The 13,716-nt window shown below is 64.5% G+C and carries 11 protein-coding genes and 2 pseudogenes; 5 read left to right on the plus strand and 8 right to left on the minus strand.

What is annotated here, in order from left to right:
* Nucleotides 1-108: 108 nt before the first annotated feature.
* From glyA to ERC79_RS12950, 8 genes and pseudogenes are all read right to left on the minus strand, one after another.
* Nucleotides 109-1,380, minus strand: coding sequence for a serine hydroxymethyltransferase (gene glyA, locus ERC79_RS12920; protein WP_131578729.1), 1,272 nt, complete (start codon nt 1,378-1,380; stop codon nt 109-111).
* 32 nt (nt 1,381-1,412) lie between these two features.
* A complete protein-coding gene (locus ERC79_RS12925) occupies nt 1,413-2,714 on the minus strand; it encodes a TrpB-like pyridoxal phosphate-dependent enzyme (protein WP_242676545.1) in 1,302 nt (433 codons plus the stop codon).
* 202 nt (nt 2,715-2,916) lie between these two features.
* Entirely contained in the window at nt 2,917-3,396 is a 480-nt protein-coding gene (locus ERC79_RS23465) for a hypothetical protein (protein ID WP_242676546.1), read from the minus strand.
* A gap of 20 nt (nt 3,397-3,416) precedes the next feature.
* Nucleotides 3,417-3,899: a pyridoxal-phosphate dependent enzyme gene (locus ERC79_RS23470; RefSeq protein ID WP_242676547.1), complete on the minus strand. Its 483-nt coding sequence runs from the start codon at nt 3,897-3,899 to the stop codon at nt 3,417-3,419.
* Nucleotides 3,900-4,038: 139 nt separating this feature from the next.
* Nucleotides 4,039-4,659 (minus strand): annotated as a pseudogene (locus tag ERC79_RS12935) (non-canonical purine NTP pyrophosphatase).
* A gap of 194 nt (nt 4,660-4,853) precedes the next feature.
* Nucleotides 4,854-6,194, minus strand: a pseudogene (locus ERC79_RS12940) (aminotransferase class III-fold pyridoxal phosphate-dependent enzyme).
* A gap of 39 nt (nt 6,195-6,233) precedes the next feature.
* Entirely contained in the window at nt 6,234-7,460 is a 1,227-nt protein-coding gene (locus tag ERC79_RS12945; RefSeq protein WP_242676548.1) for a pyridoxal phosphate-dependent aminotransferase, read from the minus strand.
* Nucleotides 7,461-7,495: 35 nt separating this feature from the next.
* Nucleotides 7,496-8,818, minus strand: coding sequence for an aminotransferase class I/II-fold pyridoxal phosphate-dependent enzyme (locus ERC79_RS12950; protein ID WP_131578732.1), 1,323 nt, complete (start codon nt 8,816-8,818; stop codon nt 7,496-7,498).
* 61 nt (nt 8,819-8,879) lie between these two features.
* Between ERC79_RS12950 and ERC79_RS12955 the strand changes: the two genes are divergently transcribed.
* From ERC79_RS12955 to ERC79_RS23475, 5 genes are all read left to right on the plus strand, one after another.
* Nucleotides 8,880-9,671: a YggS family pyridoxal phosphate-dependent enzyme gene (locus ERC79_RS12955; protein ID WP_131578733.1), complete on the plus strand. Its 792-nt coding sequence runs from the start codon at nt 8,880-8,882 to the stop codon at nt 9,669-9,671.
* Complete coding sequence (locus ERC79_RS12960; RefSeq protein ID WP_165497112.1) at nt 9,668-10,540, plus strand: PfkB family carbohydrate kinase; 873 nt, start codon at nt 9,668-9,670, stop codon at nt 10,538-10,540. Before ERC79_RS12955 ends, ERC79_RS12960 begins: the two co-directional genes overlap by 4 nt.
* Nucleotides 10,537-10,968 carry a GNAT family N-acetyltransferase gene (locus ERC79_RS12965; RefSeq protein WP_131578736.1) on the plus strand — a complete coding sequence of 144 codons (432 nt, stop codon included), beginning with the start codon at nt 10,537-10,539 and terminating at the stop codon, nt 10,966-10,968. Before ERC79_RS12960 ends, ERC79_RS12965 begins: the two co-directional genes overlap by 4 nt.
* Before the next feature lie 61 nt (nt 10,969-11,029).
* The gene (locus ERC79_RS12970) at nt 11,030-12,196 is read left to right on the plus strand and encodes a phosphoserine transaminase (RefSeq protein ID WP_242676549.1); all 1,167 of its coding nucleotides are present in this window, start codon (nt 11,030-11,032) and stop codon (nt 12,194-12,196) included.
* A 271-nt stretch (nt 12,197-12,467) separates the two neighbouring features.
* Nucleotides 12,468-13,322, plus strand: coding sequence for a YbjN domain-containing protein (locus tag ERC79_RS23475; protein WP_242676550.1), 855 nt, complete (start codon nt 12,468-12,470; stop codon nt 13,320-13,322).
* Nucleotides 13,323-13,716 lie beyond the last annotated feature (394 nt).

A 13,716-nucleotide genomic window follows, 5' to 3' on the forward strand; every position in this document is an offset into this window, starting at 1 on the left:
GCATAACCGCGTGTCACAGGCGGAGCAACTCATCGCCAATTGTCGGAGCGGGGGCTATCTGTGGCCTTCCTGCCCGGATCCATCAGGAACAGGAAGGCCACTAGACCGCTACTGCGGCAGTCCCGGATAGAGCGGGTACTTCTCCGCAAGTGCCTTTGTGCGAACTCGTAGCGCGGGAATGTCCGGGTTCGGTTGAAGGGCGTGGGCGACGATATCGGCTGCTTCGATGAAGTCGGCGGCTCGGAAACCTCGGGTCGCGAGAGCCGGGGTACCGAGCCGAACACCTGATGTGACCAGAGGTGGCCGTGAATCGAAGGGAATGCTGTTCCGGTTGGCGGTAATACCGACTTCGTGGAGGACTCGCTCTGCGGTGATGCCATCGATTTCGGAAGAACGAAGGTCCGCAAGGACGAGATGGACGTCTGTCCCTCCCGTGAGTACGTCGATACCGCTGGCGCGGGCGTCCGGGGCAAGGAGTCGGTCCGCCACGATACGAGCACCTTCCAAGGTTCGACGCTGTCTATCTACGAAGGGTTCCGTGCCGGCGAGTAGGAACGCGGTCGCCTTCGCTGCGATGATATGCATGAGTGGCCCACCCTGCTGGCCAGGGAAGACATTCTGGTTCAGGCTCTTGGCATAGGTGTCGTCCCGGCTCAGGATGAATCCGCCGCGTGGTCCGCCGAGAGTTTTGTGGCTGGTGGAGGAGACAATATCGGCCACGGGCACGGGGTTCGGGTGGAGTCCGGCGGCCACCAGCCCCGCGAAGTGTGCCATGTCAACCCACAGGAGGGCTCCGACCTCATCCGCGATCTTGCGGAAGGTGGCGAAGTCGAGATGCCTTGGGTAAGCGGACCATCCGGCGATAATTACCTTCGGCCGGTGTGCGCGAGCGAGGTCGCGCACCTGATCCATCTCGATGCGGGACGACTTTCGATCAAGACCGTACGCGGCGACGTTGTAGAGCTTGCCGGAGAAGTTCAGTGTCATCCCGTGGGTGAGATGCCCGCCATGATCGAGCCGCAGCCCGAGGATCGTGTCCCCGGGCTGGGCAATGGCGGACAGTACCGCGGCGTTTGCGGTCGCACCCGAGTGGGGTTGGACGTTTGCATACTCCGCTCCAAAGAGCGCCTTTGCGCGTTCGATCGCGAGTTCTTCGGCCACGTCCACCGGCTCGCAGCCGGCGTAATAGCGGCGGCCTGGATAGCCCTCGGCGTACTTGTTGGTCAGCACGCTTCCCGCCGATTCCAGCACCGATAGGGGAGCGATGTTCTCCGAGGCGATCATCTCCAAATACGAGCGTTCGCGATCGAGCTCGTCGTCGAGAACCGCTTTGATTGCGGGGTCGATGTGAGCCAACGAGGCGTTGAGATGGTCATTCATGTGAGGCCTTCTTCTGTTGTTGCATAAGTGGTTCACCGTGAGTGGCTGGACAGAATGTCCAGGTAGGCGGGCAGGTCGAGTTGCCCGTGCCCGGAGAGGCCAATGACGACGGTCTCCTCTCGGCGGGTACTGTCCAGATAGGCAAAGGCGGCGGCCAGGGCATGGGTGGACTCCGGCGCCGCCACCAAGCCTTCGCTGCGGGCCAGAAGAACTCCGGCATGGAACGCCGCATCCTGAGCGATCGCAACGGGTTCGACCAGACCCAGGTTCACGACATGACTCAGCGCAGGTGCCATGCCGTGATAGCGAAGCCCGCCTGCATGGATCGGGTCGGGTACGAAGTCGTGGCCGAGGGTGTGCATCTTCATCAGCGGAGTCAGACCGGAGAAGTCCCCGTGGTCGTACCGGTACTCCCCTTGGGTCAGCGAGGGGCAGGCGGCAGGCTCCGCTGCGATCACCCGTGTCGACGCATCGGCGGTCAGCACCTCCCGGAGAAATGGGAAAGAGAGTCCGGCGAGGTTAGACCCGCCTCCGGCGCATCCGATCACGACATCGGCGGTCGCTTCCCCATACTGGCAGAGTTGGGCGATAGCCTCCTGCCCGATCACCGTCTGGTGCAGAACAACGTGATTGAGCACGCTACCCAACGCATACCGCGCCCGCGGATCGGCGAGCGCCACCTCGACCGCTTCGCTGACCGCCATGCCGAGGCTGCCCGGTGTGTCCGATTCGCTGTTCAAAATCGCTCTGCCGGTTGCGGTCCGTGAGGACGGACTGGAGTGCACCTGCCCGCCGTACAGCTCCATCAGGTATCGCCGGTAGGGCTTCGACTCGTACGAGGCTCGCACCTGCCACACCTCGACGTCCAGGCCGAACATCGCCCCCGCGAACGCGAGAGCGCTGCCCCACTGGCCTGCGCCGGTCTCGGTCGTGAGCTTGGCTACGCCTTCCCTTTGGTTGTAATACGCTTGCGCCACGGCGGAGTTGGGCTTGTGGCTCCCGACAGGACTCGCGCCCTCAAACTTCAGATAGATGCGCGCGCGAGTGTTCAGTGCCCGTTCCAGACGCGCAGCGCGAAGCAGGGGGGTGACCCTCCATGACTTGTAGACATCGCGCACCGGCTCGGGGATCAGGACGAACCTGTCCTTGCCGAGTTCCTGCGCCGCCAAGGCCTCCGGAAAGAGGCTCTCGAGTTCCGCGGCGGTAACGGGCTCGCCGGTCGATGGATTCAGGTGTGGTGGAATCGGTTCGGGAAGGTCGGCGGCGATGTTGTACCAATGTGTCGGCACGTGTGCGGCGCCTGGTTGAGCGTGGCTGTTTCCGGTGCGGTTCACCCCGCCACCCGGGTGCAGTAACAATACTGACGAGTCGTGAGTAACGTTATCTACGCGCTCCATATCTGATCGTAACAGGTTGGGTGGAGAAGGTCGCTCGACGAGGTTCGGGCGATAGAATGTGTCCTCCGGTGGAGTTGTCGCTCATGTCCGCCGCCGCTGCTTGCGCACCCGGGCAAGCCAGCGTATGCCTGGGAACGCACTATTGGACGAAGCGGAATAGTGGATCGTCTGGCTCGATGCGCCGAATCGCGCAGCGCGAGCGCACCATTTGCGAGAGCAGTTCGTCGAGGTGGCCCCGGCCGCTCAGCTGGATACCAACCAACGCTGGGCCGGTTTCGCGATTGCTGCGTTTGACGTATTCGAACATGGTGATGTCGTCATCGGGTCCAAGCACGTCGTCGAGGAAGCGGCGCAGGGCTCCCGGTTGCTGAGGGAAATCGACGAGAAAGTAGTGCTTGCGGCCCTCGTGTGCGAGGGAACGTTCGACGCTCTCGCTGTAGCGGCTGACGTCGTTGTTTCCCCCGGACACGACACAGACTGTCAGCTCTCCAGGTTCTGGTGCGACCGAATCCCCAAGGGTGGCGGTGGCGCGAGCCCCGGCGGGTTCGGCGACGATTCCGTCATGCTGATACATGGCCGGCATCTCGGAACAAACACGGCCTTCGGCGACCGTCGTCACTCGCGTAACGTGGTCGCGGATTAGCGGAAAGGTATGGAACCCGCGGTCTGCACGGCCGCACCGTCGACGAAGGTGTCGACGGATTCGAGCGCAACTGGGCGGCCTGCGCGCAACGCCGCTGTCATCGACGCGGCCCCTGCCGCCTCTACGCCGATCAACTGCGTCTCGGGAGCGTTTCCCGCAAACCATGCCGCTATCCCTGCCAAAAGCCCGCCTCCGCCGATTGGAACGATGACCCTGTGGGGGACCTCGCCGAGCTGTTCGGCGATCTCGCGACCGACGGTGCCTTGCCCTGCGATGGTGGCCGGCGCATCGAATGCGAGCACCAGCATTGCGCCGGTTTCGTCGGCATGTGTGCGCGCCGCCTGATACGCCCGGTCGTATGTTTCGCCGGTCACCATGATCTCGACAGCGTCACCTCCGAGGCTCCTGATGCGTTCATGTTTTTGGCGTGGCGTGTTGCGCGGCAAGTAGATTCGGCCGGGCAAGTCGAGACATTGCATGCCCAGGCGACGCCTTGAGCATGATTGCCTGCGCTGGCGCAGACCACCCCGACACCGCGGACCTTGTCCTGGATCGCCTTTCACGTAGGGAGTTCAGGGCGGCCGGGAGGCACCGTCGTAGTTGGATGATGAGGATGACTCATCGGTGAGCGTGGACCTCGGTCAGCGCTTCGAATGCAGGAACCAGTGCTTCGCGTGCGCGGGTACGGTGCGAATTCCGGTACCTGCCCTCGGCGTCCCACTCGGCGACGGTGCACTCGTGATCTGGCCTTTGACCGTCCGGGATGAAGATCGAGTCGTACGGGAACCCGTCGTCACCCGCCGGCGTCAGCGCCTACCGGCCTGGCCAGTGCTCCTCGGATACGTATTCGTTAGGGCTGACCAGTGCGAGCGCTGAAGTGAAGCGTGCCGTGCGGTGGGGGTCGGCGACGTCGGAGAGCTGGTCGAGTAGCAGGTTCCGGTTGGCGATGAGGTCTTTCCGGTGTCCGGCCCAGTAGGCGGAGAACACCCCGGGGGCGCTGCCGAGTACGTCCACACATAGTCCGGAATCGTCGGCGCCAGCTGGAAGGCCGGAGTGCGCGGCGGCAACGCGTGCCTTGATCAGGGCGTTGTCACGGAAACTGAGCCCGTCCTCGACCGGCTCGGGACCGTCGTAGGAAGCCGGTGTCCAACTCGGCAGGACCAATCCGGTGATGTAACGATACTCGGCGATTTTGGTTGCGTTGTGCGTCGCAAGAACGAATGTTCTGTGTTCGGTCATCTACGGCCTCCCTTGGCCGGCAACGGATCTGAAGATGGCTCGGGTTGCTCTAGGGTGCGACCTGGGCCCGCGGCATGGTGGCCTGTCGAGGTGGGGCAGGATTCGAACCTGCATGCGCGGCGTCGCGCGCCGCTATCTGGCCGTTCGGTCACCCCACCGCGCTGTGCCGACCTCTCGGCTGGTGCAGCGCTGGCTCAGTCGTGTCGGTTCAGTGCATCTTCGATCACGGTGAGTGCGTACTCGAGGAGATCGTCGGTGACGTCGAGGGTCGGCAGGAACCTGATGACGTTGCCGTCGCTGCCTGCGGTGATCAGGACTACGCCGCGTCGGGCCGCATGCTCGCTGATCGCAGCAGCGCTGCCCGGCAGCGGTTGGGTCGTTCCCGCCCGGGTCAGCTCGAAGGCGATCATCGCACCATGTCCGCGGACATCACCGATGATCGGGTGGTGTTCGGCGATTCGGCGCAGACCGTCGGTGAGGGTGTTGCCGATCCGGCGAGCGGCGGCGAACTGTTCCTCACTTTCAAGGAGATCGAGGACGGCGTGCGCGGCGGCGATCGACACCGGGTTTCCGCCGAAGGTACCGCCGAGGCCGCCGGGCGCCGCGGCATCCATGATCTCTGCTCGTCCGGTGACCCCGGCCAGGGGGAGACCGGCGGCGATCTGCTTGGCGGTGAGCACCACATCGGGGATGAGGCCGAACAGGACGCTGGCGAACCAGGTTCCGGTCCGTCCGAGCCCGCATTGGATCTCGTCGGCGACGAGAACGACGCCGTTTCTGTTGGCCCATTCCTGCAGGATCGGTAGGTACCCTTCGGCGGGCACGATGAATCCGCCCTCACCCTGGATGGGTTCGACGACGAGAGCGGCGAGGTCGGCGGCGCCGACGCGTTCTTCCAGGTACGCGATCGTCCGATCGGCGGCCTGCCGACCCGTGAGCCCGTCCCGGAACGGATAGGAGTTCGGCACCCGGTGGATATCGGATGCAAAGGGCCCGAAGCCGGTCGCGTACGGGACCGCCCGGTGGTTCATTGCGAGAGTCAGGTTGGTGCGGCCGTGGAACCCGTGGTCCAGAGACGCGACTGCCCGCCGACCGGTGTACGCCCGGGCGACCTTCACGGCGTTCTCGACCGCTTCGGCGCCCGAGTTGACGAACATGGTCTTCTTCGCGTGCGACCCGGGGGTCTTCTCGGCCAGGCGTTAGGCCAGGCGCACGTATCCTTCGTAGGGCGTGATGCCGAACAGCGTGTGGGTGACCCGGTTCAGTTGCGCAGACGCCGCATCGATGATGCTCTGCTGGTGGTGGCCGACCATGTTGACGCCGGCGCCACAACCCAAGTCCAGAAACCTGTTGCCATCGACGTCGATGAGCCACGGACCTTCGGCGTGATCTATATAGATTGGCAGCGCGCTCCCGATTCCGCGGGGCACTGCGGCCGTCTTGCGGCTGTGGAGTTCGCGACTTTTCGGCCCCGGAATCTCAGTGACCAGTGCAGGTCCTGTTGAGCTGGATGCGGTTGGAAATGTTTCGGTCATCTTCGTTCTTTCTTGTCGCGGTTCGGCTTCTCGGAGTCCTCACACCGCGCGGCGGTGTGGGTGTTGCCGGTAGTTGGTGAGGAACCGGGCGAAACGGCTCATGGCGTCGGCGAGTACCGGAGCGTGGGGAAGGAAGGCGATGCGCAGGTGGTCTGGGCGTGCCCAATTGAATGCGCGCCCGTGGACGAGGAGGACGTGTTCCGCGTCGAGGAAATCGAGGACGAGCTGTTCGTCGTCGACGATCGCGTGGACGTCGGGGTCGATGCGAGGGAAGACGTAAAGGCCGCCGCCGGGTTCGTGGCAGGTCACTCCTGGGATGTCCCGTAGTAGTCGGACAGTCAGCGCGCGCTGTTCGAAGAGTCGACCTCCCGGCATCCGGAGTGCGGCGATCGTGTCGTCGTGCCGCAATGCCGCGGTGATCGCGTGTTGCGCGGGAACGGAGGCGCACATGCGCATCGAGGCGAGCAGGCGAAGTCCTGCGAGGTACCCGTCGTCGGGACTGAACCCGGTAGCGACAACCCACCCTGCTCGGTAGCCGGCGACACGTGAGGTCTTCGACAGTCCTGAGAAGGTGATGCAGGGATGTGTGGGCGCCACCTGCGCGGTGCTGACGTGGACGTGCCCGGGGTAGACGATCCGGTCGTAGATCTCGTCGGAGAGCAGGAGGAGCCCGTGCCGATCCGCGACAGCGGCGATGGCTTCGAGCGTGCGCCGTGAATACACCGCGCCTGTCGGGTTGTTGGGGTTGATGACGACGATCGCCCGGGTACGTGGGGTTACCAAGCGTCCCAATTCCTCGGTGTCGGGAGCCCATCCGGCGTCTTCGTCGCACCGGTAGTGCCGGGGTACTCCGCCGGCGAGCACGGTAGAGGCCGTCCACAAGGGGTAGTCCGGAGATGGGATGAGGACTTCGTCACCGGGTTCGAGGAGAGCCTGCAGGGTGAGGGTTACCAATTCGGAGACGCCGTTGCCGATCAGGATGTCGTCAATACCCGCGGCCGGGAACCCGGGCCGGGAAGCGTAGTGGTCCCGGATCGCTTCTCGGGAGGATTCGAGCCCTTGCGACTCGGAGTAGCCGTGCGCATGCGGAAGCATGTCTCGGAGCGCGTCGACCACGACCTCGGGCGCCTCGAACCCGAACGGGGCCGGGTTTCCGATGTTCAGGCGCAGGATCTCCTGTCCGCGGCGCTCGAGTTCGGCGGCGCGTTCGTGCACTGGTCCCCGCAGGTCGTAGAGGACTCCGTTCAGCCTCGACGACGAGCTCACGATCACAGGATTTTCGGTCGGCGTCACGTGTGTTGTCACAGTCCTGCTCCTATCGTGAGTGCGGCTGCCGTGGCCGTGGCGAGAGCGTCGGCGAGCGTCTCGGCGACATCCGTGTCGAGTTCGTGGACGGTCAGTCGAATACGTTCGGCACCCGACTCGGTGCCGAGGGCGAAGCTGTCTCCGGTGCGGACGATCCAGCCGCGACGCATCAGCTGCCCGGCGACGGCATGCGCGTCGGCGCCGGTGCGCACCCAGATGTTGACGCCGTCGCCGCTGGTGGCGGTGATTCCGCGATCTCGCAGGAGCTCGACGAACTGGGTGTTTTGCCGGTGATAGTGCAGGGCGGCGGCCCGGATTTGGTCCTGCATCGTCTCGTCGGTGAGGAGCGCGTGCACGGTGCGCTGGAGGAAGTGGCTCACCCACGTCGTTCCGCCACTGATCTGTGTGGCGAAGCGCTCCGCGGTGCCCGGGTCGCTCGCCACTACGGCGACCCGCAGATCAGGGCCGAGGAATTTCGACACGGACCGCACCAGTGCCCATCGCTGATGGGTGCGCGAGATGATGCTGTGGTAGCGGGCTTGGCAGAGGAGGGAGAAGTGGTCGTCCTCGATGACCAGCACGTGCGGATGGTCGGCGAGCGCGTCCTGTAGTTCCGCAGCCCGTGACGGTGTAAGGCTCACTCCGGTGGGGTTGTGGGCGCGGGGAGTGCACACGACGGCGCGGGCGCCGGCCTCCAGGGCGGACCGCAATCCGTCGGCCGTCATCCCCTCGTTGTCGACCGGGACGGGGGCAGGTCGGTAGCCGGCGCGCCGGACGGCGTTGATGCTGGTGAGGAAGCAGGGGTCCTCCAGGGCGACCGCATCACCATGGCTGAGCGCCTGGGAGAGCAGCTTCTCGATCGCATCGACAGCGCCGCTGGTGACTGTCAGGCGGAGCTCGCGTGGCTGATCGGCGACGAACTGCGATGTCGCCCATTCTCCTAGCCCTGGGTCGATTGTCGACTCGCCGTACAGCACCGGTGGGGACGGTGGCAGTTGCACCGTCGTGGGGTCGGGCAGAAGATCCCGGTCCGGGTTCCCGTGGCTGACATCGCGGAGGACCGTGTCCGGGGCAAAACCCTCCTCGACGAACTTAGGGGGTGGGGCGATCGACGTGCCAGCGCCGCGATTGGTTATCGCGACGCCCGCCAGGGCCAGTTGACGATAGGCGGCGACCACGGTGTTGCGATTCACGCCGAGCGACTTCGCCAGCTCGCGCACCGGGGGCAGCCCGTCGCCGGCGTGCAGTGAGCCGGTGTCCACCAGCAGGCGCACACTGCCGGCGATCTCGGCTGCTGTTCTGCCCTCGATTCGCGTCAATTCGAATGTCCTTCCGTCACACCGCTCGTCGACTTAGACTAGACCATGTACAATTTGGCCTATGCCAAGAGTATCCGATGCATCGAGTGGTCCGGAGTACCCGCCGGCAGCAACCATCGACGACTTTGTGCGCAACCTTGCTTCCGTACGGGCTCGTATCGCCGCGTCCGCCGAGCGATCGGGCCGCGACGCGTCCGAGATCCGACTACTGCCGGTGAGCAAGACCGTCGCCGAGGACAGAGTTCGCCTGGCGGTGCAGGCGGGCTGCCGCGAACTCGGTGAGAATAAAGTGCAGGAAGCCAAACGCAAACATGGGAACCTCACCGATCTCGATGTTCGATGGTCGGTCATCGGACATCTACAGACCAACAAAGCGCGCGATGCCGCCGCCTTCGCGGCCGAATTTCAAGCGCTGGACAGCCTGCGCGTCGCAGAGGCACTCGACCGCCGCCTTCAGATGGTGGGTCGGCCCCTCGACGTATACGTACAGGTCAATACCTCGGCCGAAGAGTCCAAGTACGGTCTGGGGCCGGTCGACGTGCCGAGCTTCCTCTCCGCACTGCCGCGGTACACGGCGCTCAGGGTTCGAGGATTCATGACACTGGCCCTGTTCACCGCCGACACGCCCCGACTCCGCGAGTGTTTTCGCCTACTGCGCGCCGTCCGTGACCGCGCGCGTGACAGCGATCCCGACCTCATCGGTCCGGGGGAGCTGTCGATGGGCATGTCTGGCGACCACGAGGTTGCCATCGAGGAAGGCGCGGATTGTGTTCGCTTGGGCCAGGCCATCTTCGGCGCTCGGACCACCGCGAACGACCTCTACTGGCCCACGCCCACGAAAGAACGATTGTGATTACTGATCAGGCGACCCACGTTGGCGTCGGCAGCGTGGACGCCCGGCACCTCGAACTCGATCCCCGTCCCGCGGATGTCTTGGCCATCGGCTCGCAACTGGCATACGGCTCGGTCGGCCTCAACGCGGCAGTACCCGTGTACGAGGCCTCCGGTCTGCGATGTGCCGCGGTGCCCACCACCATTCTGAGCGTACTGCCCCACTACCCGTCCACGCACCGGGCGGACCTGTCCGCGGACTGGTTGCGGGAGGTCCTGTGCGACTTGGACCGCAGTGGCGCACTCGACCAGCTGCGCGCCATCAGCGTCGGCTACCTCGCCTCGCCGGACCACGCCGCGGTTGTTGCCGAATGGAGCAGTGCGCGCACCGGATCGGCGGTCGACGTTCCGTTCGTGCTCGACCCGACACTCGGCGACATCGGCCTCGGCTTCTACAACGATCCGAATGTGGCTGCAGCGCTACGACGATGGCTGCTGCCGATGGCCACAGGGCTCACCCCTAACCTCTTCGAGCTCGCGCTCCTCACCGAACGCCCGCTCTCCTCGTTGACACGACTCGAGGACATAACGGCCGCGGCGCAAAGCCTCATGACATTCCGGACGCAATGGGTCGTCGTCACGGGACTGCGCAGCATGATCTCGAGCGACGGCGGTCACCGGCTCGGCCGGATCGGCGAACTCGTTCTCACCCGCGACACTACGCAAATCCTCTCGCACGCTGTCGCTCCAGCTACTCCGGCGGGCGTTGGCGACACCTTCACCGCGTCATTGGTCTCACGACTACTCGCGGGTGACGATCTTCTACTGGCCGTCGACGGCGCCGCCGGCTACACAGCACTCCAGATGTACCGAGAGGACCGTCTCGCATGACCACAGGACTCGTCGATCTGGCACCGGACGACGTGCTGTGGGGGAGTGCCCTGCCTGTCCTGCAGGAGCTGCGTCCCCATCTCACTCGGAATCTCTTGGCGCAGATCCTCCACGAGGGTGCCCCGCAGGGCCTGCGATTTACCGCAGTCGTCGAGGACGGACGCTGCGTCGCGGTGGCGGGTTGGCGAATCATCTTCGGCACATCCGCAATTCGCAAGCTCTACGTTGACGATCTCTCTACGACGGCGAGCGCACGCTCCCGAGGTCACGGGGCCACTCTGTTGAGGTCTCTCGCGCAACGTGCCCGCGACCTGGGGTGCCGGATTTCCGACCTGGACTCCGGGCTCCAACGGCACGATGCCCACCGCTTCTATCTCCGCGAACGCATGGATATCAGAGCCCACCACTTCACTCTCGAATTGACCTAGGATCATGACGCACCCACCCTCCACACGGCCCAACCGTCCCCAATTCTCCTCCGGTCCAACGGTGAAGCGTCCCGGATGGAACCTCGAGCAGCTCGCCGGCGCGCTTCTGGGGCGATCACACCGTGCCGAGGCGGGTAAGGACCGGCTGAAACTCGCTATCGAGTTGACTCGTGACGTACTACGCGTCCCCGCCGACCATCGCATTGGGATCGTCCCCGCCTCCGACACTGGCGCTGTCGAGATGGCACTCTGGTCGTTGCTCGGTCCTCGGCCCGTCGACGTTCTGGCCTGGGAAAGCTTCGGCCACGGCTGGGGCGCCGACATCGTCGACCAACTGGGCCTGGATACCCGTGTCATCACCGCGCCCTACGGAGAGCTTCCCGATCTCACCCGAGTCGACTCGACTGACCGCGATGTGGTCTTCACGTGGAACGGCACTACCTCTGGTGTACGAGTTCCCAATGCCGAATGGATTCCACTGGGCCGCAATGGATTGACGATCTGTGACGCAACCTCGGCCGCCTTCGCCCAACCGCTGGACTTCGAGAGGCTCGATGTAGTTACCTTCTCCTGGCAGAAGGCCCTTGGCGGCGAGGGCGCCCACGGAATGCTCATACTGTCACCACGCGCGGTCGACAGGCTCGAGACCTACACACCGAGATGGCCACTCCCGAAACTGTTCCGGCTCACTAGTAACGGCAGGATCAACGAAGGCATCTTCCGAGGCGAGACCATCAACACCCCCTCGATGCTCTGCGTCGAGGACTACATCGACGCGCTACATTGGGCCGGCGAAAACGATGGATTGATAGGCCTCGTCGCCCGTGCTGATGCCAACGCTAAAGTTCTGACCGACTGGGTAGACAGCAGGGACTGGGTCACGCATCTCGCCGTCAGGCCGGAAACCCGCTCCAACACCAGCGTGTGCCTGACAATCGTTGACCCCGAAGTAGCCGCGGGTGGGGACGAGGCCGCCGCCGCATGCGCCAGGGGTATCGTCGCCCTGCTCGAAACGCAGGGCGTGGCGTATGACATCGGCTCCCATCGTGACGCACCCCCGGGACTGCGTATCTGGTGCGGCGCAACCGTGGAAACGCGCGATCTCGCTGTGCTGACCGACTGGCTGGACTGGGCGTTCGCTGAAGTCAAGTCTCAGTTCATGGATAGTACGAAATACGTTGAACTTCAGTCACAGCGCCAACCGCTACCGCTATCGAGCCAGAGCTGAAGCCCGGTGGATGCGCAGTGAACCTCGGCGGCAATCGAACTCGAACGGGTCATTCAGGACGACGAGGCCCCCGCCTGGGGGCTGGAGGCCCCGATCCGGTCCGAGGACAAGCTCGATCGCCACATCGAGAGCGGTGCCCAGGTCACGGGTGCCGAGACCGAGACGGCGCTGGGTGGCCTGTTCGCATCGATTCTCGACGACTCAGGCGCCGCCAACCCCACCTGATGTTTCCGGCCGGGGACGATTGGTTGCAGCAACGCGTGAATGGGTCGTGCGGCTCGACGACGAGACCGAGAATCTTGGACGATTACTGCCGCCGTTGCCCGAGCCCGCCAAGGCGTTTCTCCAGCTCCACGAGCGGGTGGACCGAGAATCAGCGAGCTCGCGTGGCCCGCCGGGGCGAGTCATGAGATTAGGGAAGGTTCCGACGTCGAAAGAACTTGGTCGCGCATTGGGTGTCGACGTGTTCGCCCCAGCAGAACGCTCCGCCATAGCATGCGCCGATCCGGCTTCGGTACAAGAGTTTTCGCATCGAGAATGCGGGTTCATCCAGTACCGCGAAGTAGCAGTCGCCATCCTGCAGGAGACGGCGGCAGGTATCCACCGTCGGCTTCATCGCACTGATCACCACTCAGAAGGGCACACCATGAGGTTGTTCACGAAGGAAACGGTACCGGGCGTTGAGAGCGGTCTTGCCCCGCTCTCGCAGGAACGAATCAAAGCCGCGCTGAAGCGGGCTGGGTGGTCGTACTGCGTCGACGCCGACGGTGACATCGGCGTTACTTGGGTGTACGGATCCTTCCACTTCTTGATCAACGGCGACAGTGGAGAGTTGTTGTGCGTGCGCGGTTTCTGGCACGGCAAGGTCGAGGAATCCGAATACCTCCGGGCTCTCAAGGTCTGCAACGCGTGGAACTTCGAGAAGCTGTGGCCGAAGGCCTACGTTGAGCGCGACGACGAGGGCGTACTCCGCCTTCACGCCGAACTCAGTGTCGATTACGAGCACGGGTTGAGCGACGACCAACTCCTGCAGCATCTCGCCTGCGCCATCGATACAAGCATGACGTTCTTCGAGCGTGTGAACAAGAGATTCCCGGAGCTATGGGAAAGGGCTCGGCCTCAATAGCAACGGGTGGGGATGCACGGCAGCGATAAACCGGTCAGAGCGCATGGATGAGGACTCACGACGCCACGCCGCGGCCAGTCTCCAAGGCCGACACCACACTCCGCTACACGGCGGGTGCCCCCTCGACCGCAGTCGACGCGGGCGCCCCCGCCTCGGGCGATGAACGGTACGGCCGCGCCGAAGCCCTCGCCATGCGACGGGACTGCAGAGCTGCACGCGCGGAATATCTGGGCGCCGTCACCGAATTCGAAGCGATGGGGCTTCTCGACCACGCCGGACTCGCGTTCACCGAAGCCGCCCAGTGCACGACCGAGACCGGTGACGAAGAGGTCTCGCACGAGATCTTCAGCACGGCGATTCCCGTCTCGTCGCCGGCGGAGTACGGAGGAAGTCA

This window comes from Rhodococcus sp. ABRD24 (assembly GCF_004328705.1).
Classification (GTDB): Bacteria; Actinomycetota; Actinomycetes; order Mycobacteriales; family Mycobacteriaceae; genus Prescottella.

Excerpts from the sequence above, each read along its gene's own strand:
- ERC79_RS23470 (WP_242676547.1), bottom strand. The coding sequence starts at position 3,899 with ATGCAATGTCTCGACTTGCCCGGCCGAATCTACTTGCCGCGCAACACG.
- glyA (WP_131578729.1), bottom strand. The coding sequence starts at position 1,380 with ATGAATGACCATCTCAACGCCTCGTTGGCTCACATCGACCCCGCAATC.
- ERC79_RS12955 (WP_131578733.1), top strand. The coding sequence starts at position 8,880 with ATGCCAAGAGTATCCGATGCATCGAGTGGTCCGGAGTACCCGCCGGCA.
- ERC79_RS12965 (WP_131578736.1), top strand. The coding sequence starts at position 10,537 with ATGACCACAGGACTCGTCGATCTGGCACCGGACGACGTGCTGTGGGGG.